We start from the raw sequence: 20,061 nt of genomic DNA on the forward strand, positions 1-20,061 counted from the left end.
TATTGTTATGAATCAAGAGCATCCGCAGCCCTCCAGCAACACCCTAAAGGGCGTGCGCTATTCGCTGGCAGAGATGATGGCTGAGGTGGCCATTGATCGACGGGATTCCGTTTTTGGTCGTGAACTGGTGGACGCGACTGAAATCGAAAAGATGTTTGGCAAACAGGTGCGAAAGAAGAAGAAAAAATGAGTATGACGATTCGTGAACAGCTTCAGCTGGCGCATCACGTCACGCTCTCTGACGAGGTTTATCAGCGTGCTTTATTGAGTGCGGAGGAGGGGACCTTGGACCTAGTGGAATATCTGATCGAGGAGGGGCTGATCAGTAAAGAGGTCGGTTGCCGATTGTGGAGTGATCGTATCGAATCTGCTTACGTGGATCCGCTGTCCACTATTATTAGTGAAGAGGCGATCTGTAGCATTCCGATCGAGATTGCTCGTAAGGGCAATATTATGCCACTTTATGAGATCGAGTCGGCACTGACTGTTGCCATGCCAGACCCCTATAATCAGCCTTTGATCGATCGTTTGGCTGCGATTACAGGCAAGGATATTAGCCCGGTTTTTTGCCTCACTTCGGAGGTGCACGATGCGATCGAGTTGCACTATAGCACCGATAAGAGCGTTGAAGAGTTAATTGATCAGCTGGAGAAAAGCCAGGGGGCAATTCTCGCGAAACTGAGACCGGACGAATTGGAGGGCATGAGTGAGTCGAAATCGATTGTTGGACTCTGTGATGCTTTGCTTTATCTGGCTATTAAAGAGCGTGCCTCGGATATTCACATGGAGCCGCGGGAGGATTCTACGAATATACGTTTTCGTATCGATGGTCGCTTACAGCATGTTTTTACCATCGCCGCGGCATTGCATGCGCCGCTCAAGTCACGCATTAAAATTCTTAGCAATTTGAACATCGCCGAGTCGCGCTTTCCACAGGATGGACGTTTTTCGGTGCCTTTGGGAGCTGAACAAGTCAATTTTCGTGTTTCTGTAATTCCGACTATTTATGGCGAGAAACTAGTACTACGTATTCTAGCACTGACGGGGAAAAAGGATTTTCGAACTTTGGATCAAATGCTTATTTCGCAGTCGATCCTGGAGCCATTCAAGCAGGTCATTCGTAATCCCAATGGCATGATATTCGTGACTGGACCCACGGGGTCTGGGAAGTCGACTACGCTGTATGCGGCCTTGCATGAAATTAATTCACCGGAGGTAAATATTTGCACCATCGAAGATCCAGTCGAAACGCAGATGACCGGCATCATTCAATCGCAGGTCAACGCAAGTATTGAGCTGAACTTTTCGTCACTTCTGCGCTCCTTACTGCGTCAAGATCCCGACGTAATTCTCGTTGGTGAGATTCGTGATCTAGAGACCGCTAAGATCGCCACTGAAGCGGCTCTTACCGGGCATTTGGTTTTTTCCACCTTGCACACGAACAATGCCATTCAGGCCGTGGTGCGTTTGATTGAGTTAGGCATTGAGCCCTACATGGTGGCACCGTCCTTACTGGCAGTCTTGGCACAGCGCTTGGCGGCTCGTATCTGTGAGCATTGCAAGCGATCCTACACTCCGGATGAGGATGTGCTTCGTAAATTTTTCTATGACTATAAAGAAGTGGAAGCACCTGTCTTTTATGAAGGACAAGGCTGCCCACATTGCCGTAAAACCGGCTATCGTGGACGGATTGCATTTCACGAGATGGCGCTGGTGACGGATGAGATGCGTGCCTTGATTTCTTCGGGTGGTAGTGATGCCGAACTCGCTGCAGCCGCGAAGAAGGTGGGCTATCGTCCGCTTCGTTACGATGGTCTAAAGAAGGTTTTGCTTGGTTTCACCACAGTCGAAGAGCTCGAGGCGCATGCCTCCTTCGATTGGGTCGGTTAGGGCAGGAAGCGCATCCGCTCGCTTGGGCTGGGCACTGCACAGACTTGACGCTTGCCCCAGTGATGCCGATTACGTGCAATCCAGTTGTATACGGCATCACGCCAAGAAATCGGTAGCCAGCGACTTATGGTGGCTGGCCAACGTAAGGAACCCTGGAGATCGATCAGTGCGCAAAGTAGTGCTTCGGAGCGTGTCCAGGTGGTCACAGTGCCATCGGAGTTCGGGCGCTGATAGACCACAGTTGATAGAGTGCTACGAAGGGCTATCGGTAAGCACTCTTGCGCTGTCACCCCTTGGATCGGGGCGAAATACAATCGCTCGCCCCGGTCTTGTCTGAGTAAAACGTGCACCGCGCGGTTGCAGAGTCCGCAGTCGCCATCGTAAAATAAGATGGCAGGTGATGATGGTTTCACTCGCATAGAACGTGTTCACTCCTTCGATTGTTGTCTTTCTGTTGCTCGAGTTCTCTAGGCGCATCAATTATAGCAAGCGATTTTCTTCGTCATACGTATCATCCGGGTAAAGATTTTCAGGGAACGGTATCAATATAAATACAGATGATATGTGGAGAATTCGTGGAAATCCACTGCGCTACAGCTTAGATTTGGCCGGAGGCTTGAATACGTGCGGCTACGTAGGCTCCGATTTCTATCATCCCAGCTTGTGAGGGATGCGTGAGGTCAACGCTCATATTCAGCGAGTGCGTGAGTGCTTCGCGGCCGTCTATGAAAGTGAGCGTAGGTGACTGTATCTCCTGAACGACGCCTTGAACTAGTTTACGAATTTGTTGGGCACGGCCTTGGAAGTTTGTTTCTGAGTCTTCGTTGCAAGGGAAGACACCGAGGCAGAAGACCGGCTTATCGCTATGGGCGGCACTGAACTCACGAATCAAGTGCTCAATTCGCTGATCGGTAACCTTCGGGTCCAAAGCAAGCATGTTGATACCGGTCTCGAGTATCGCGACATCAAAGTCATTACGCTGGCATAAATATTCAGTCATTTCAGGTTCGCAGTGGCATCCACCGCCAAACCCAAGATTGATTAAGTCGGCTCCAAGTAGATGTGCGCAGCGGCCCGCCCAAGTTTCTCGTGAGCTGAGTGCACCCGTACCTTGAGTAATCGAAGATCCGTAATTGAGCACGCGTTTGGTCGGTATGTCGCCAGGGGCGGGGGGGGCGATGGCGCCAACGATTTCGAGGTGATTGATTGCGGCGTGGGTCGGTAGCAGGATGCGGACTAGGTGAGGGTTGAAGAGTTGTTGGCCAGCGGATGCCTGTTCCAAGTCATTGTAATTAGGAGCCGTGATTTCGTATTCAATAAGTTTATTTTCTAAGACAGGAAAATAAGTATGGCTGAAATCGCCGAACAGGATTTGGGCCAAACCGCCACCGTGGTGACTGGCGATCACCTCACTGGCCTGTAAGCGTAGAGTGGCTGTCGGACCTGTGAGTCGAAAGCGTAGTTCGCAGCCACTGCTATGCAATGCGCGTTGTTGGGCGTGCTCATTTAGGTGCTCACGTAACTCTTGCGGAATACGGCTAATCACTCGTTGTCCCGTTTCGGGATGGGATATCAGTTCAGCAATATTATGTGTGATGGCGTCTGTCGGTAGTTTCATGTCACACAACACTTAGCATATAATTTCTCGAAAAGGAAGGCATGGCCTCGAAAAATACTGTTTTCGCAAAGTAAACTTGTATGTGTTCACTTCACTTGTTGTGACTATTTATATGGTATGCAGGAAAACTGGAACCGTTTTCTCGCTATAGGCTTATGTGAGTTCTGGTAGCTTTGCTTGAGACGCGATTAGTCGCTGACGAACCAATTGATAGTCAACCAAGTGGGTCGACGTGGACTTTTCAACCGCTACGGCAGCCATGGTGCCGGCGGCTTGCCCGATTGCCATGGCAATCGGGCTGACTCGAAAGGCGGCCATCGCTTCATGGGTGGCACTGATACAGCGACCAGCCACAATCAGGTTGTTGGGCTGTTGGGGCAATAGACAGCGCATCGGTATTTGATATTTCGTTCCCTGCGCTAGGTGGTTGGAATTTGTCTCAACTTTGTCCGGCGAATGAATGTCTATGGGATATCCGCCCAAGGCGATCGGATCGGGGAATTGAACTTCATTAAGCACATCTTCCGCTGTCAGTGTATAGAGCCCTTCGATACGTCGTGTTTCTCGAATGCCGATTTGTGCCGCGCCGTCCATTTGAATTGCATTTTCGAAGCCTTTGCAGTGAGTTTTCAGGAAGTTGAAGATTTCCAGATTTTGTTTACGCCCAATGACTTCGGCTTTGCTTAAGTGGTAGGGGTTGGTTCCATCCAGACCTTGTATTCGTGATGTGTTGACGATGACAACCCCGGGAGTCGCTGTTTCGAAAAACAAAACACACTCACGTGGCACGTTGACTTCGCCGCGTTCTTGGGCGTCTTTCCATGTCTTTTTGTAAGCTTTGAGGCTGACACGTGGGGTGTTCTTCAGTCGTCGTAGGCCTTCTTCAGCTCCCAAATCGAATTCAAAATTATCTGGATCTTCAAATACGTTTTGACGAACGGCTTGTATGTCGACGTTGCCAATTTTCAGATTCATTGTCATTGGCTGGGTTGCGTGGTCACTTGCTCGACCTTGGGCAAATTTGGCTCCGAGAGCAGCAGCCAGATCACCGTCGCCCGTCGCATCGATAAAGACTTTAGCTTTGTAGCGTCGAAGGCCTGCCTTATTGCATAATGTCACGTCGACGATTTTTCCGGATTCGTCTGTTTCGGCTCCAGCGAAATGAGTGTGGTAGAGTAGGTGACCGCCTGCTTCGAGTAGCATGGTCTCTAGCTCGATCTTCAGGGCTTCACTGTCAAAGGGGGTGACGGTGCTGCAGTAGGTCACACTGTCTGGGATGTGGCCCGGGCTGGCATTTTTTTTCATGAGCCGTTGAATCAACTCTTCCGGTTGTCCCATCACGACTTGCTCTCCTGCCGGATTGTGAAAACTCATCATTGGGCCGACGCCCATCGCTGTCAGTGATCCGCCTAGGAATGCATGCTTTTCCACCACGAGTACCTGATGCCCTGCACGTGCTGCCGCGATGCCAGCGTGAGTGCCAGAGGGGCCTCCGCCCATAATGATGATGTCAAATGTGTCGGTGGGGAGGTCGGGTGGCGTAGTCATATCTTGAGTCTTTGATTGGTGGTTTTATCGCGCAAAAGAATCGCAATATCAGAATGCATTTAGTTTTCCAAGGAGTGGGTGATTTAGCAATTGCTACGAATCTGACTCGTTCAGAAAAGAAGTTGTCTTTTGCTATTATCGTGGATGCTTTGGAGTTGAGCATGGCAAAGATGAATCACGACTCAGGTCGACGAGTGACCTTGGCAGATGTCGCCAAGGCGGCGGGGCTTTCGCGTGCCGCCACATCCTACGCGCTCCGGAATGATCCGAATGCAGCGCCTAAGACGCGAGCTCGAGTGCAAGCCATTGCCAAGGAAATCGGTTATCGACCGGACCCGGTTTTATCGAAGCTAATGCTGCGTCTTCATGAAGGAGGTATCCGGGCATCCGGCAGTCGGATCGCGTTCTTGAATGTGGGTGAATCGGTTGATTATATTCAACGCACTTCAGCTCTGATGGATTTCTTTGGGAGTGCCCAAGCTCGCGCGAATGAGCACGGCTACGATACCGAGGAGTTTTGGCTCCATGAGCCTGGGAGGTCGTCACAGCGTTTGGCTCAGATATTAGAGGCTCGAGGTATTCAGGGCCTTTTAGTCGGCTCTACGGGACACCCGAACTCTTGCCTTGAATTTCCCTGGGATCGTTTCGCCGCGGTCACAGTAGGTTATTCAGTGATGAAGCCGCGCCTGCATCGTGTGGTCACACATCATTATGAAAATGCACTGCAAGCGATTGGCAAGATGCGTGATCAGGGATATCGAAAGCTCGGATTGTTGGTCGATCCAGTTCTTGAGCCTACCATGAAGCAACTCCATCTCGCGGCACTGCTCACCCAGCAGCAAGGGTGGTCTGCGACTGAATGTCTTCCTGTTTGTTCGGGGGTGGAAGGTTTTACGAAATGGATTCAGGCGCATCAACCGGATGTCATTTTGAACGGAACTGATTTGTCGAGAGCTCAGTTGACTAAGTTCGGACTCCCCGAATCTTTATCCTTAGTCTCTTTGGTGGCGGACGATGGTGAGGCGGTTGGTATGGGAGTTCGCCTAGGGTATCAAAAGCTTGGGCGAATCGCGATGAACGTGTTGGCAGACCTTTTATTGCATGATGAACTCGGGGTTCCTGAAGATAGTCGGATCGTGATGGTGGATGGCGAATGGTTCGATTCGACATTCGAGGCTTAATCCGATGCTATTCGGATATACCGATTCCCGTCGATTCATGGAGTCATGTGGCTTCCGTATATGATGGATCCGTATTGCGCCTTTATGTTTATGACAAGTAAAGCTGCTGTGGTGAAAGGGAAACAAATCACCACCGTTATTTATTTCTCTGCTCGAAGACGCCGAACTAACTCAGTTGGAGTGATAAACTCTGCGCCTCTTTCCTTGAGGAAATTCACTATCTTTTCGAACTCTTCAAAGCGGACATAGTCCCAACTATTGGGGTGGGCTTGTAAGACGTAATATGGGTGATTTGGATTTTTCAAAAAACCACGTTTGAAAGCTTCAAAATTTGGATGGTGCACAGGATGCTCGAGATTAACGACTCGACCTAAAATGATTTGCCCAGGCAAAAGGTTTGCATTCTTAGGACCATAGAGCCAACTAATGAGCTCGGGGTGTTCACGCATGGCTCGCGTCGTGTTGGCATCGTTGGCATTGAATGGAGATCCGAATGCCCTGAAAGCAAAACCGAGCTTCTCAAGTGCCAGTGCCTGACCGCGAGCAATTGTGTCTAATTGAGTCTCAAAATCGGGCCCGCTAAATTCACTTTCACCCGTTTCCTTATTCCTAGCATGTGTAAACCCGTGATTCCAAAATTCAATTTGTCCAGAATTATGTAACGCTCGGATCCGATCGAAGTATTCGGGCTCACCATTGGCAAGCGATTTACAGATGATGCCAACGGAAATCTTGATATCTAATTCCGCAGCAATTTCGATAAAACGATTCCAGCCACTACCGAAGATCGTGCCATCTGACCGGTAAAGGAGGTCGTCCGCCTTGATCACAATCATGGGCGCACCGGTAGCTCCCCTAGCATGATACATCGTAGTGACTGTGCTCATAATCAAGATTAAGAGTAATCTGATAGTTTTATACATATTCGAAGCAATTGATTAATGAATGTGTGAGTCGTAATTGAAGTGTTCTCAGCAGCAGTTTTTTTAGTAGTCTTTATGGTTCGAGGTTTAGACGTTGGTATTGCTCAACAGGTGCGTTACAGCGCTGTAATTCTGCGGATAAGGCCTGTCTAAATTGTTTTTCTAGAGCTGCATTTTGAAGTGGCATGATTTGTTGCGGGTCGCTCTTGAGGTCGAAGAGTTGAGTGGGTAATCGCAGGGGCGTGTCTTCGTTACCTGGTAGACCATAGCTGGTCGGAATCATTAGAGTGGGACATTCTTTGGTAAATGAAAAGGGGGGCGCGAGCTCCTTAACCTGACGGAGTTCTTCCGGACTAAAGCGGCGGTTCATATGTGTGGGCATTAAAGTATACTCGTTCAGTGGCTGATTCTCTGCCTCGGCGGGTCCACACATGTAGACGTAGTGGCCATCCGTTATATTAACATGTCCCCCAAAAATGCCGAAAATGCCATAGTCTCGAACCTGTTGGTCCTCAGCTATGGTGCGTTCGAGGTCAAAGCCCAGCATGTCGTCGGTTGGGCTTAATCCATGAAAGCCCAGCAGGGTTGGGCCGATATCGATGGACGGTTGAACCAGTGCTTGGCGGCGTGTGCCAGCAGAACTGGGTGAGCGGGGGTCCCAGATGAAAAATGGAGTGTTGGCAATTTCGTTATAGAATGGAGCCCAGCACTTTGCCCAGCAGTCGTGTTCACCGAGCATGAAGCCATGATCCGTGCAAACAATGAGCATTGTGTCTTCCCATAGGTTGAGCTCATCGAATAGGTCGAGCACCTTTCCGAGTCGTTGATCGCACCCGTTCATTAGAGAAGCATATTCGTGTCGGGCATGCTCGATAATGTTTGCAGACTCTCTGACTTCACGATAAGGAGGCCATTCGACTGGTTTACCGCCGTATTGGTCGAAGTGTGCTTTGTAGGGAGCTCGGAAGGCCTCTTGGCTAAAAAAAGGTTCGTGCGGATCAAAAGTTTCGATTTGCAGCATCCAATCGTCTGCCGCCTGGTTGCGTTGTATAAATTCAATTCCCTTGTCGAAAGTGACATGCATCGGGAATTTTTCAGGCTTCTGAGTCTCTTGGCGATTGATGGCATCTTGAAGAACCATTGGCTCGGAACGTGGTATGGCACGGTCCGGAATGGCAGGCTTGTCGACTTGGCCGATCCATGGGTCTCCTTCTTGTCCACGTATTAAATCGTATGTGCTGAAACGTGTGTGGTAAGTGCCCCCGCCATCTTCCCAGTAGTGTTGGTGATCAGTGGACAGATGTGTGTGGATCCCTGCGTTTTTCAGTAGCTCTGGGACGGAATCATCGAAGGGTTCTAATGGGCCCCATGAACGATGGAGGAAGTTGGGGCGGCCAGTGTGTAGGTCGCGGCGAGCTGGCATGCATGGCATCGAGCACACGTAGCTGCGATCAAAGGTGGCTGTGCGCGCTGCCAGTCGCTGGAAGTTGGGTGTATGAGTCCAATCGCAGTCATAGTTTTTCAGCATGTGCCGGTTGAGGCTATCGAACATAACAATCACTGAACGCATATGTTTTAGTCTGTTGGGGATTAATTGAGGAGGTGAAATGACGAGTGGGGTGTCGCCTCGAGAACAAAGCATTTCAAATTCATTTGAAATGCTTTAGTTCATGAATGGTCGGATGCCTCGGCACTCGCGAGCTAGGGGTTTATTTAACTGTAAGATTCAATGTTTACAGTTAAGAATTCGATAGAGTTGATGTTTATGTTACCATTGTTGTGATAAAAAGATGTCTTTATCAATGCCTTTAAATTGGTGTTTCTCAACGCTTGGTTGTCCAGAATTGGATTTTGAATCGGCTGCAGCACTGGCGGCGACTTTTGGATTCTCTTCGATTGAAGTTCGTGTTCTGGAGAATCGCTTAGACTTGCCCGCTTACCTGGAGGCGAAGTATGGCAGTCCCAGCCAATTGGCTTCGATTATTCAGAATGCTCCTGTGTCTGTGAGCGGGCTGAACACTTCCTTGCGGTTGACGAGTGAGTCGGACGCAGACCGAGATGCATTTATGAAGTATGCTTATTGGGCGAGCGGTGCAGGGATTCCGACTTTGCGTGTGTTTGATGGTGGGGCGGAATGTGATTTAGTGGATACGGAGACATTAGATCAGATGTGTCAAAACCTTGATTGGTGGGAGCGTGTGCGAACTGCAGAAGGATTTCAATCAGAGTTGTTGGTTGAGACCCACTGGAGCTTATGGACCCCTGAAAGTGTATTGAAACTCGTTGAGGTTGTTCCGTGTGAAATTCGTTTTATATGGGATGTTTTCCATACTTGGCGTCACGGTGGTCGCGATGTGTTGGAGACTTGGGAGTTGTTGAAACCTTACATTGCACACATTCATTTTAAGGATGCAGTGTTGGACCCGACTTCGCCTAAAGGAGCTCGGCATCTACCGCTGGGTGAAGGGGAGCTCCCGTTGGCTGCATTATTTAGTCGATTGAAATCGGATGGTTTTTCTGGACCAGTCAGCCTGGAATGGGAGCGTTACTGGAATCCGTCTGTAGCACCTTTGGATACCATGTTACAGCAGGGAAAAGCGCTTCGCTTTTGGTGATCATTTATGAATAAAATACGCAGATTATACTCTCTATTCAGTCTCTCGATTGCCTGTATGTGTGGGCTATTGTCAACTCTAGGAGCCAGCACATTCAAAACATTGCATGTACCGAATGCAGATGGAGAGGTTGGGGCGCTCCAAGTTCTTCGCTACGGACCAGAGCATGAGAATGGCCTCTTACCAGCAGTGCTCCTATTCCATGGGGGCAGTTGGCAAAAGGGTGGACCAAGGCAACTGTCGCCTTACGCTACAGAATTTGCCGATGCTGGATATGTGGCTTACTCCGCAGAATATCGATTGCTGGGCAAGAATACTGATTCGGTGGAAGATTGTGTGGCAGATGCCGAAGCCGTGTATCAGTGGTTGGTCGAGCATGCGGAAGAAGAAGGGATAGATGTTTCTCGTATGTTTGTTGGAGGTGCCTCAGCGGGCGGTCATTTAGCACTGTGTGTGTTTCTTAAATTGAATGAGGTTGGAGCTTGCCGCTTCCAAGGTTACATTGGTTACAATCCTGTTGTGACTACACAGTCTGAGCGTTTCGAGTCATTGTTTGAAGATTTTGGAGTTAAATATGATCCGATAGCGAAGCTAAGCAATTCAGCGGCTCCCATGCTCATTTTACACGGTAGTGAAGATCCTGTTGTTCCTATGGATTCGGTTCGATCCTTTCAAAGGAAAGCAGAGGCGTTCGGTGTTTCCTGTAAACTCGAAGTTTTCGATGGAGAAACTCATGGTTTCTTCAATCAGAATCGTGCGAGTGCCGAAGTTCGAGAACGTCTGGAAGCGGTTGCTCTAGAATTTTTGAGTGCACACAACTGATGTTTCCGGTTATAAATGATCAACGCGTCAATCCTTTCAAGAAACACGCGACTTACTTAGGTAGGCTTTTTTTTCCTAGGTAAACCATCGCAAGTCCTGTTGAGATCAGTGTGGCTGCAATGGTGAGTGTCGCGATTTGATCTGTGTGATTACGGCTGTAGATTAGCAGTGGAAGTATGAGGGCGCCGATGGTTGTGGCTAGCGTGCCGATTAAGATCAACTGTCTCAGGTCGTTGGCTCCGCCGACTTCATTCTCGAAATCGACTGGTTTGAACATTTCATTGAAAAAATCCTTCACCTGTTGGTGATAGGCTGCACTGGTCGTGTGCCATGCGAGGGATGAGAGTATGAATCCGGTTGCGCTACAGGATGTTGTTGTGAAGAGCGTTTGTTGGAAGTTAAGATCGATGTCCGTGAAGCTTTTTATCAGCACGAGCGATATAGAACTCGTAGCGCCGAGGCCGATGCCAGCCAGTGCTGCCCAGGAAGGGACGCGCTTCATTAGTAAACCAAGCAGGAGTGGTATGGCCATGGGGATGGCCAGGTAACTGCCGATATTGAGCATGATTTCAAAAATACCAACGCCGCTTTGTTGTGAAAACCAGAAGGCGAGTGTGATGATAATCAATCCAAAGATGAGTGAGATACGCTGGCTCTGGCCTAGTAGAAGTCGGTTATCATTGATTTGAGCTTTACGGAAGCGTCGGCGGAGAGCAGGCAGTATGTCTTTTATGAAAATGGCGGCATTACGATTGAGGCCGGAATCCATTGAGCTCATTGTGGCGGTCAGCATCGCGACGACCACCAGTCCGATCATTCCTGTCGGCAGTAGATTCAGGCTGGTAATCGCATAAGCCGCTTCGGCTGGTTTGGAGATGTCGACTGCATTGATCTGATCGGCGTAGAGTAGCCGTCCAGTCATTGGTGGAATAAACCAAAAGAAAGAGCCGAAAAGTGTGAGCACCGTGGCTAGTAGAGCGGCCTTGCGAGCTTCCCAGCCGTCTTTAGCTGAGAAGTAGCGCACCGCATTTTGCATGGTGTTCGCCGTGATGATATTTTTAAAGATAATGGCCGAAGCCCAGCCCCAGGTAAATGCAGCTGCAGCGAACTCTCCATAGGAATTTATCATTGAGAATTTGTTTTCTAGACCTTCTAGATGAATGGCCTGCAAAAATTCACCCCAGCCGCCAAGCTCGCGTAAGCATAAGCATGCCAGGATGACCGTGATGGGGAATAGGATGAGACTTTGCAAAAAGTCGGTAGCCATCACTGCCCAACTGCCACCACTAGTTGAGTAGGCCAGCACGACTAGGCCAATTATAATGATTACAGCCTCGACTGGAAAGCCGAAGACAGCAGAGCTGAAGATGGCCAAACCATAGAGGTGGAGACTGGAGTAAAGGATGCCGAGTGGGAGTGTCGCCCATGCATAGAATTGTTGTGTGGCGGGCCCAAAACGTTTCCGAATGACCTCTGGTGCTGTGGTCGCGCGTAGCTGACGGAACCATGGCGCAAAACAGATGAAGTTCAGGAAAAATCCGAGTGAATTCGCTATGAAAATAATTGCGACCGACCAGCCGGATTGGAAGGCAACACCGGCAGCTCCTGTGAAGGTCCACGCGCTGAACGAATTCATAAAGGCGCTCATGCCGACGAGCCACCACGTGCCTCGGCAACCACCGCGAAAGTAGTCGCTGATATCCTTATTGAATGACTTGAAGATAAAGCCGACGCCGACCATGAGTGCTAGGTAGGCGACGATGACGATGAGATCGATAATGTTCACAGATGTAGGGGCTATGCCTGTAGGACTTACTGAGGGGGGAGTGGTAGAGGGTAGTTTCGTTCCCAGCCGCGTTGAGCAAAGCTGTCGGATTCACACAAAGCGATGCCATGTGTCAACTGCTTCTCATGGTGTCCAGATAGGGCCGATTGCATCAACCATTTCCGGACTGAGGCTTCCAGCTTCAGTCTGATCTCCAAATACTCGGGATGATCCGCTAGATTCGTCGTCTCGGTAGGGTCTTCATCCAAATTAAAGAGTTCGGTCAGCCCGAGTTGGTAGCTAACGAATTTCCATGAGCCACGTTGAACCATGCAGCCATTTCCAAGAATTCCGAAAATATCGCGCGTCACGTCGGGGCGATCGCTCAGAGGTAGGGGGGTGTAGTGCCACCAGGCTGGAATCATGCTTCCGCTGCTTTCCAATAGAGTTGCGGCAACTTGCTGCAGCTCAACAGGAGCGTCCACTCTAGATGAGGTTTGTTGATCCGCTGCTTTAACTATCAGGGGAATATGAATCGACTCCTGGTAGAAATCGCCCTTGCCGACCATGCTTCGATCGCCGACGTGGTCGCCATGATCACTGGTAAAGACCACAAGCGTGTTTTCCCACACCCCTTTGTCTTTACAAGCTTGGACGATGCGGCCGAATTCTTCATCGATTTGTTTGATGAGGCCTGCGTATTGTTTGCGTATCGACAGTCTTTGCGCTAGAGTAAATTCTTCGTAGTCGAGTGAATGCCAATCCTTGCGGTGATTTTCTAAAAAGTTTTGGTAGAAGCTTTCTTCCTCTTGAGTCGGCTGAGCGGAACGGTGGATTAACTCTGGCAGCTTTTCGGTGTCCACCGTATTGGCAAACTCGGGGAGTGCATCATATGGACAGTGGGGACTGGGAAAGCCGACCATCACTGCGAAAGAGCGTCCTTCGGGCTGTCGTTGGATGAATTCAATGGTTTCATTGGCTACAAAATGATCAACTGTGGTTTCAACTGTATCGGGATAGACGACGGATCCTTTGTTTTTTTTGTAATCTGGATGAGTGCGCGCATCAAATTTCTTGCGACCTGATTGGGCTAAAAACTCGGCGTAGTCGTCATGCACCTTAGGCCAGCGTTTATCCTCAGCGATAATACGCTCATCAAATCCTTCAGCTGCTTCAAAAGGGTGAAAGTGCATCTTGCCTATAGATGCTGTTCGGTAGCCTTTTGTGCGAAGCAGGTCTGGCCAGGTTTTGTATCCAATCGTTGATCGGTCAGTTCGTAGCCATTGGTGATTAGTTAGGACACCCGACTGGAGGGGGTTGAGACCAGTCAATAGTGCGGCTCTAGCGGGCACGCAAAGCGGGTATGGAGAGATGGCGTTGGAATAAATAGTGGATTGTTCCGAGAGCGCATCCAAGTTTGGAGTCGAAATTGCTGCGCAACCATACATGGACAGAAAGTCGGCACGTAGTTGGTCGCACATGACAAAGAGGATATTAGGGTTTTCCGGCATGAGTATACTTTTGGAGGTGGGCGCAATCTGTGCCATCAGGCGGCTGGAGTTATCTGCGTGCACTGTCTTGCTTCTGTCATTCTCATTTCTCAGGAGGATACAATGGCACGGCTTTTTTAACTGTAAGATTGTTTGGTATTACAGTTAAAAAAACGTGTCGATTGCATTTCAGGGGATCGTAGATGAGAGTTCTCTAGGCTTAAATGAAAAGCCGTGTGAACCCCAAACCTCTAAACTGATTATGAAGAAATTACTCTGCTCTGTGACCATTATACTGACTGCCACACTGACGCTGACTCAGGCCAACGTAACATTTGATTTTAACGACCAGACTGCATTTGATTCGAATTTTCCGGTAGGATCGGGTAACAATGAGAACGATAGTAATCGTTGGCTCTATGGAGATGAATCGAGTGTTTCGTTGAGTGGAGGGTCGTTACATTTACATGCAGGCAGTTCTACGGATAATCCTAGTTCATCGAGCGTGACCATTTATTCTAATGTAGCTTATAGTTCTAATTTTGATTTTATTAGTGAAGCGAAGGTCGTTCGTTTTGAAGGCCTAACAATGTCCGTGCCTTCTAGTGGATCGACTTATGTGACAAATTTTGGTGTCGCCAATGGGCATGTCGGTAATCTTATCAAGAATTCTGGCCCGGACGATTCGATTTATATTCGAATGAATCGTAATGGAAGCGCATTCGAACTGGTACAGAGGATCGGTGGTGATTCTGTGAGTGTTGAGAATTTGAATTTAGGATTTGATTTTTCAGGTGGTCTTGGATCTGTGACATTTGATTATATCGAGATGACTGTAAGTGCGAATGCTTGGGCGCTGGAGGCGCAAATAAGTACCGGTACATTAGATGGAACTACTAACATTTCAACGAGCGGCACTTTTGATACCGCATTTGAGAGCAGTTCTTGGGGCAGTGATTTTCATTTAGCAATACAGGCCGAACAGGCTGCGGAAAACGCAGATCGTTATACCGACCTTTCGCTGGATTCTGTGTCTGTTTCAGCGATTCCTGAGGTGAGCTATGCTTCTTTAATCATGGGGCTACTTGTCGTCAGTTTGGTAGGTATCACTCGTTCGAAACGTGTATAGGGATCCTAGCGATATTTATCCCTATCTGCTTTTCTGTTTCTTTTTAGTTGATTCTGTCGGCAGGCGGATTTCTTGCCGATAGATCTATGCCCATACTTTGACGCTTAAAATATGTCTGCTCTCATAAAATTAATTATATTAGCTGTTTGTTTTTTTATTGAAACAGCGATTGGGGCTACTGTTTCAGCAGGCCCTTTTATCCCTTTTAATAGCACCTGGGATTCGCCTCGCTATTTAGGGTTTCGGCCTGCTCATGGTTTTGAGGTCGATGTGAATCCGCCCCGTTTTTCTTGGCCATATACACCGATAATGGTGGGGGAGCGTGGAGAGCGTTTCTTGAAACAGGAGTTTACCTTACAGATTGCTCGTGAGCCTTCTTTCGTTTCTCCAGAAATCGAGCAGACCTATGCATTCAATTTTGGTAATGCCTTACCTGCAATCGACAATGGAAAGTGGTATTGGCGTGTCGGATACGCACCGCTAGGGGCCAGTCCGGTTCAATGGAGCGCTGTGCGTGAATTTTATGTGCCAGATCATGCGGTTGTGGATGACCGTAGCTGGCTCACTGAAGCGTCAAAAGCGTTGTCGAAAAAGCCTCATCCACGACTAGCGCCTGGCGATGGTCGCTGGGATGGCTTGCTGGAACGCTTGATGTCGAATACGATCACGGCCTCAGTGTTGACACGTATGCAGGACGAGGCGAACCAAGCTTTGCAAACAGAATGGTGGCATGATTTTCCGCAAACGGACCGTGCCACCAAAGGTAAGGGGCGGCAACTCGCCCGTAAATTCATGCAGATTGGCGACGCACTGATTCAAATTGCCTTTATACATCATGTTACAGGTGATGATCGGTATGCAGGCGCTTTAGAGCGTGCATTGACGGTTGCTGCCTACCCTCAACGGGGAGAAACGACACCGGAGTATAACGGAGCGTCGGACAAATGGGGCACCCGCTGGGTCTTCTATCTCGCATACATATACGACTGGTATTATCATGAAATGACGCCAAATCAACGATCAGAAATGCTGTCGGCTATCGAATGGCGTTTACAGGCTATTATGGGAAATGCTGCATCTTGGGAAGATGAGAGGAGTGTGCATTCACAAGGTGTCGCTGGTTTCTTGCAAAGTCATCCTTTGGAGAATTTTTATAGTGCGGCTGCTGCGATTGCTTTGACAGTCGGGGATAGTTCAGTTGCTGATCATTATGCTCCACTGATGCTGAACTATCTACTTGGAGTTGGTAGTGGGTATGGTCCAGAAGAAGCATGGAATGAGGCGGGCGCATATGCGATTTCCAAATCGGAGCATCCGATTCGAGTTGCTTTGATTTGCGATGTGTTGCTGGAAGATTACAGCTTCAGCGAATTGCCTTGGTTTCAAAAAATGGGGCGCTTCCTGATGCATCTCTTGCCGCCGGGGATGGAGCGTCAAGGATTTGGTGATTACACGCTGGATATGAACAATCATCAGAAACGCGCGGATTTGAGACGGAATTTGATGATGCTTGGGTTATTGTCTCAGGATCAGAGCTATTTCGATTTGACTGCACAGATCGAGTCCGAAGGCGTTGCACCTAGGAATCTTGATGGCCCTGTGTTCTGCATTGCTGCCGATGTTCTTGGGATACCCACGACACGTAAAGAACCCGTGCAAGCATCTCGAATATTTCCAGTGGCTGGTTGGCTTTTTTCAGGGAGTCACCCGGTCGATCAGCGAGCTACCGCATGGAATGATCTTCGGATGACGATGCTAGCTCGCCCTAAAGGAGGCTATAGCCATTCGTATCCACATGAAGGTGCCTTTGTGCTTCAATATGGTGGAGAGAGCTTGGCTGCGGGTGGGGGTGCCACAGTTTATGCCGACCCATATTCGAGGAATTCACTGAGCCATAATAGTGTGCTGGTTGATGGTAAGGGACAGGCCTTTCAAGGGTTTAATAAGAGTTATCCTTATGCCGCCCGTCCATTGTATTGGGATGTTCGTGAGGGAGTGACTATTGGAGCGATCGATGGAACTGGTGGGTTCCTAGTGCCTCCCAAGGAAGCAAAGGAGGATTACGGATACCTGTCTCCGCTGCCTGATGATTGGGGGAATTTAAAGCTCAAGCAGTGGATACGCAGTTTTGTTCTGGTGGATGAGCGATTTTTTGCAGTGTATGATACCTTTGAAAGTCGGGCTGATATGGATCCGGCGCGATTCTCTTTTCTGCTAAATATACCGACTCTTTCTGAAGTTAGAGAAGATCCAGAATCTGGAATACTTGCTGCCTACGATATGGGGACTGTGCGGACGACGGTTTTTCAGGATACCAGTGAACCTGTGACTGTTTTTAAGGATGTGGGGGAATCAATTTTTGTGAATCCAATCACTGGGACAAACTATAAGCCAATGCTGGTTGAAGCATTTGAGCGCCGTAATCGTAACTTAGGAGAACAAGATTACACGATGACTCGTTTATGTGTGACGACGGAAGCAACACGAACAGCACATATGCTAACCGTGTTTTCGGTGAACAATGACCCAAGTAATGTGAGGCAAGCTGAGGTAGATTTTGAAGGAGATGGGGTCTTTACACTCCGGGATGCAGTTGGTGAAATTACGGTATCATTTACAGATGAGGCGAGTGAGGCTGATATTGCTGTACCGCAGAATTTGATTCGTGAGCATAGCAGACAAACAGAACCATATCGATTGTTAAGTCGGAATCAGGATGATACGATTCAGGTCGGCGACATGACGATGCCTGTAACGTGGATATTACATGAGGATTTTCAATCTCCGTCATGGATGAATCGCTGGATGGTGGAAAGTGAAAATTCGCCAGTATTTGCGGATACAGAGGGCTTGAGGGTGAGTCTGGGGGCTGATCCAGAGACTGCTGGAGGCACGACGGTTTGGCTGCGGCCTCAATTACCCGAGGATTGTTTGATTCGCATTATTGCAAAGGTCAATGAATCGGACTCGGCGAATGCTGCGAATCTTAATGTATTTATGAATGCTCGTGAAGCAGATGGCAGCGCTTTAATTTTCGGTCGAAGCGGTGATTATGCCGCCTATCATTCGATCTTAAACTACACGATGACGTTGACTGGAGGGGCTAAGCCTGGTTGGAGTCGCTTGCGGAAGAACCCTGGTTTCAATCTAGTTTCTGAAGCTGATACTCGGTCAGAAGTTGGGCAAACTTATGAGCTTATTCTTATCCGTATCGCTGATCGGATTCAAGTGTGGCTTGACGGACATCTGCTACATGATTGGACGGATGAGAATCCTTTGAGTGATGGGAATTTTGGTCTCCGGACATGGCGTAGCGATGTCACCTTTGAGTCGGTTGAAATCGCGATTCCCTCGCATGAAAGGTAAACCACTGATTGATATATTATGCAGCATATATATAAGTTAAATCGATTCAGAGGCTTTACTTTAGTTGAGTTACTGATGGTTATTGCCGTGATAGCCGTGCTTGCTGCTATTTTAATTCCTGTAATAACCCGCGTGAGAGAAAAATCTCATGAAGTTGAATGCAGGAATAATTTGAGACAAATTGGCGTCGCACTGAATTTGTACGTGCAGGATCATAATCAACGATTTCCCGGTCCGTTGACTGGGGCTCAACCCACGTCTTATAAGTTAGGTGTCACGAATGCGATGGTGTATCATCTTACTGAATATTTGGGACTTCCAGAGCCGACAGAGGAGAAGCAGTATGCAGAAGTTTTTGCATGTCCTGCTTACCTTGCAGAAAAACCGATTGAGGAAGATCCCAGGAGTTACGTCATTCCAACGGGAAGCGAGACTGGCTATCTTTTTGGCTATGCAAATGCAGATCCTAATAAAGGACAGGGCGCAAAAACGATTACTTACGCATATCAGGAAAATCCTCACGATATTTGGATTCTGCGCGAAGCCAGTCAATTACAAAGTGGTAACATACGTTTACCTGAGCAGCCAAATCATAAAGAAGGAAATCATTACCTATTCTTAGATGGTTCAGTTCGGATGATTGCCTTTGACCAAGAACTGTATTAGTATGTTAGATAATAGTTTTAAAATCAAGCCGACTGAAGTCGATCAAGCTGTGCGGAGTTGTTTGTTTGTACTCACCGAGCAAGAGCGAAAGGATTTTTTTGGAGATGAATCGCTGCAAGATTTACTCGGAGATAATTATCGTGTAGTCGTATGTCATCTGGGGAATTCAGATGAATTGGAGCGGCTTGTGAGAGACTTTCGTCCTGAAATGATTGTGGGTGCGTGGAAAACACCTGAGCTTCGATTCATTGATGGTCAGTTGCCGGCTAGGTATTATTGTCACTTGGCGGGGTCTATTCGTCGAACTGTGCCTAGGTCTTTGATCGAAGCGGGAATGGTGGTGACTAATTGGGGCGCATCGATCTCACGCTATGTTGCGGAAGCTGCCTTGATGTTGGGATTAAGTGCTTCGCGTAATCTAGGGCACCATACTCGGAATTTTCATGAACGTGGGATGTGGCGCACTCCACACATTCCAGCATGGAGCCTTTTCGAGCGTCGTGTCGGAGTGCATGGATTCGGGAATATATCGCGCGAATTAGTCCAATTGCTTGCGCCATTTAAAACAACTATTTCGGTGTGGGATCCGTTTGTTTCAGACGAGTCGCTTGTGGCTGCTGGAGTGCGCAGAGCTGACTCTTTGGCCGACTTGTTCAGCAGTGCGGATTTTCTTTTTGAATGCTGTGCGTTGACTGAAGAAACAGAAGGAGTTGTGGATCGTTCGTTGCTAGAGCGCCTTCCTGAAACCGCAGTATTTGTTAATGTGGCTCGCGGGCGTTTGGTGGATGAAGTGGTATTAGCAGAGTTGGTTTCATCAGGACGAATTCGGGCAGGTGTTGATGTTTTTCGGGTGGAACCATATCCGAGCGATGGAGCAATTCGCGATAATGACTTCAGTGTCGTGATGCCGCACCTAGGCGGCAATACAGTCGATAGCAGGCGTTATGCGGGACGTATGGCCTTGAGACGAATGCAGGCTTATTTTTCAGGCGTAGTTCCTGAGGATCTCGTCGATCTGCAGCGTTATGATCGTATGACTTAAAATGCA

The 20,061-nt window shown here is 48.6% G+C and carries 16 protein-coding genes; 9 read left to right on the plus strand and 7 right to left on the minus strand.

Annotated features, from left to right (window positions below):
* Positions 1-7: 7 nt before the first annotated feature.
* The gene (locus QEH59_RS09560) at positions 8-190 is read left to right on the plus strand and encodes a hypothetical protein (RefSeq protein WP_308985143.1); all 183 of its coding nucleotides are present in this window, start codon (positions 8-10) and stop codon (positions 188-190) included.
* Positions 187-1,890: a GspE/PulE family protein gene (locus QEH59_RS09565; RefSeq protein WP_308985144.1), complete on the plus strand. Its 1,704-nt coding sequence runs from the start codon at positions 187-189 to the stop codon at positions 1,888-1,890. Before QEH59_RS09560 ends, QEH59_RS09565 begins: the two co-directional genes overlap by 4 nt.
* On the opposite strand, the gene QEH59_RS09570 is transcribed toward QEH59_RS09565, so the two are convergent.
* From QEH59_RS09570 to QEH59_RS09580, 3 genes are all read right to left on the minus strand, one after another.
* Entirely contained in the window at positions 1,887-2,303 is a 417-nt protein-coding gene (locus QEH59_RS09570; RefSeq protein ID WP_308985145.1) for a thiol-disulfide oxidoreductase DCC family protein, read from the minus strand. The genes QEH59_RS09565 and QEH59_RS09570 overlap by 4 nt on opposite strands.
* Before the next feature lie 185 nt (positions 2,304-2,488).
* A complete protein-coding gene (locus QEH59_RS09575; protein ID WP_308985146.1) occupies positions 2,489-3,508 on the minus strand; it encodes a GDSL-type esterase/lipase family protein in 1,020 nt (339 codons plus the stop codon).
* Between the two features lie 153 nt (positions 3,509-3,661).
* On the minus strand, positions 3,662-5,056 hold the full coding sequence (locus tag QEH59_RS09580; RefSeq protein ID WP_308985147.1) for an FAD-dependent oxidoreductase: 1,395 nt from the start codon (positions 5,054-5,056) through the stop codon (positions 3,662-3,664).
* A 53-nt stretch (positions 5,057-5,109) separates the two neighbouring features.
* Between QEH59_RS09580 and QEH59_RS09585 the strand changes: the two genes are divergently transcribed.
* Entirely contained in the window at positions 5,110-6,237 is a 1,128-nt protein-coding gene (locus tag QEH59_RS09585; RefSeq protein ID WP_308985148.1) for a LacI family DNA-binding transcriptional regulator, read from the plus strand.
* Positions 6,238-6,377: 140 nt separating this feature from the next.
* Here the strand turns inward: QEH59_RS09585 and QEH59_RS09590 are convergent, their stop codons facing one another.
* Together QEH59_RS09590 and QEH59_RS09595 are read right to left on the minus strand one after the other, a co-directional pair.
* Positions 6,378-7,124: a DUF2334 domain-containing protein gene (locus QEH59_RS09590; protein ID WP_308985149.1), complete on the minus strand. Its 747-nt coding sequence runs from the start codon at positions 7,122-7,124 to the stop codon at positions 6,378-6,380.
* 109 nt (positions 7,125-7,233) lie between these two features.
* A complete protein-coding gene (locus tag QEH59_RS09595) occupies positions 7,234-8,730 on the minus strand; it encodes a sulfatase (protein ID WP_308985150.1) in 1,497 nt (498 codons plus the stop codon).
* A 232-nt stretch (positions 8,731-8,962) separates the two neighbouring features.
* Between QEH59_RS09595 and QEH59_RS09600 the strand changes: the two genes are divergently transcribed.
* Positions 8,963-9,775 (plus strand): sugar phosphate isomerase/epimerase family protein, encoded by an 813-nt coding sequence (locus tag QEH59_RS09600; protein ID WP_308985151.1) that lies wholly within the window; start codon positions 8,963-8,965, stop codon positions 9,773-9,775.
* A 102-nt stretch (positions 9,776-9,877) separates the two neighbouring features.
* On the plus strand, positions 9,878-10,597 hold the full coding sequence (locus tag QEH59_RS09605; protein WP_308985152.1) for an alpha/beta hydrolase: 720 nt from the start codon (positions 9,878-9,880) through the stop codon (positions 10,595-10,597).
* 52 nt (positions 10,598-10,649) lie between these two features.
* Here QEH59_RS09605 and QEH59_RS09610 read toward each other — a convergent pair whose 3' ends face one another.
* Positions 10,650-12,383: a sodium:solute symporter family transporter gene (locus tag QEH59_RS09610; RefSeq protein ID WP_308985153.1), complete on the minus strand. Its 1,734-nt coding sequence runs from the start codon at positions 12,381-12,383 to the stop codon at positions 10,650-10,652.
* Positions 12,384-12,409: 26 nt separating this feature from the next.
* The gene (locus QEH59_RS09615; RefSeq protein WP_308985154.1) at positions 12,410-13,936 is read right to left on the minus strand and encodes a sulfatase family protein; all 1,527 of its coding nucleotides are present in this window, start codon (positions 13,934-13,936) and stop codon (positions 12,410-12,412) included.
* Positions 13,937-14,114: 178 nt separating this feature from the next.
* On the opposite strand from QEH59_RS09615, the gene QEH59_RS09620 reads away from it, so the two are divergent.
* The 4 genes from QEH59_RS09620 to QEH59_RS09635 all read left to right on the plus strand — a co-directional run bounded on the left by QEH59_RS09620 (position 14,115) and on the right by QEH59_RS09635 (position 20,055).
* Positions 14,115-14,981, plus strand: coding sequence for a hypothetical protein (locus QEH59_RS09620; RefSeq protein ID WP_308985155.1), 867 nt, complete (start codon positions 14,115-14,117; stop codon positions 14,979-14,981).
* Between the two features lie 111 nt (positions 14,982-15,092).
* A complete protein-coding gene (locus QEH59_RS09625; protein WP_308985156.1) occupies positions 15,093-18,347 on the plus strand; it encodes a DUF4962 domain-containing protein in 3,255 nt (1,084 codons plus the stop codon).
* 18 nt (positions 18,348-18,365) lie between these two features.
* Entirely contained in the window at positions 18,366-19,013 is a 648-nt protein-coding gene (locus tag QEH59_RS09630) for a type II secretion system protein (RefSeq protein ID WP_308985157.1), read from the plus strand.
* A 1-nt stretch (position 19,014) separates the two neighbouring features.
* A complete protein-coding gene (locus QEH59_RS09635; protein ID WP_308985158.1) occupies positions 19,015-20,055 on the plus strand; it encodes an NAD(P)-dependent oxidoreductase in 1,041 nt (346 codons plus the stop codon).
* Positions 20,056-20,061 lie beyond the last annotated feature (6 nt).

Origin of the sequence: Thalassobacterium sedimentorum (assembly GCF_031127905.1) — a bacterium.
GTDB lineage: Bacteria > Verrucomicrobiota > Verrucomicrobiia > Opitutales > Coraliomargaritaceae > Thalassobacterium > Thalassobacterium sedimentorum.

Excerpts from the sequence above, each read along its gene's own strand:
- QEH59_RS09560 (WP_308985143.1), top strand. The coding sequence starts at position 8 with ATGAATCAAGAGCATCCGCAGCCCTCCAGCAACACCCTAAAGGGCGTG.
- QEH59_RS09565 (WP_308985144.1), top strand. The coding sequence starts at position 187 with ATGAGTATGACGATTCGTGAACAGCTTCAGCTGGCGCATCACGTCACG.
- QEH59_RS09575 (WP_308985146.1), bottom strand. The coding sequence starts at position 3,508 with ATGAAACTACCGACAGACGCCATCACACATAATATTGCTGAACTGATA.
- QEH59_RS09580 (WP_308985147.1), bottom strand. The coding sequence starts at position 5,056 with ATGACTACGCCACCCGACCTCCCCACCGACACATTTGACATCATCATT.
- QEH59_RS09585 (WP_308985148.1), top strand. The coding sequence starts at position 5,110 with ATGCATTTAGTTTTCCAAGGAGTGGGTGATTTAGCAATTGCTACGAAT.
- QEH59_RS09590 (WP_308985149.1), bottom strand. The coding sequence starts at position 7,124 with ATGAGCACAGTCACTACGATGTATCATGCTAGGGGAGCTACCGGTGCG.
- QEH59_RS09595 (WP_308985150.1), bottom strand. The coding sequence starts at position 8,730 with ATGCGTTCAGTGATTGTTATGTTCGATAGCCTCAACCGGCACATGCTG.
- QEH59_RS09600 (WP_308985151.1), top strand. The coding sequence starts at position 8,963 with ATGCCTTTAAATTGGTGTTTCTCAACGCTTGGTTGTCCAGAATTGGAT.
- QEH59_RS09620 (WP_308985155.1), top strand. The coding sequence starts at position 14,115 with ATGAAGAAATTACTCTGCTCTGTGACCATTATACTGACTGCCACACTG.
- QEH59_RS09625 (WP_308985156.1), top strand. The coding sequence starts at position 15,093 with ATGTCTGCTCTCATAAAATTAATTATATTAGCTGTTTGTTTTTTTATT.
- QEH59_RS09630 (WP_308985157.1), top strand. The coding sequence starts at position 18,366 with ATGCAGCATATATATAAGTTAAATCGATTCAGAGGCTTTACTTTAGTT.
- QEH59_RS09635 (WP_308985158.1), top strand. The coding sequence starts at position 19,015 with ATGTTAGATAATAGTTTTAAAATCAAGCCGACTGAAGTCGATCAAGCT.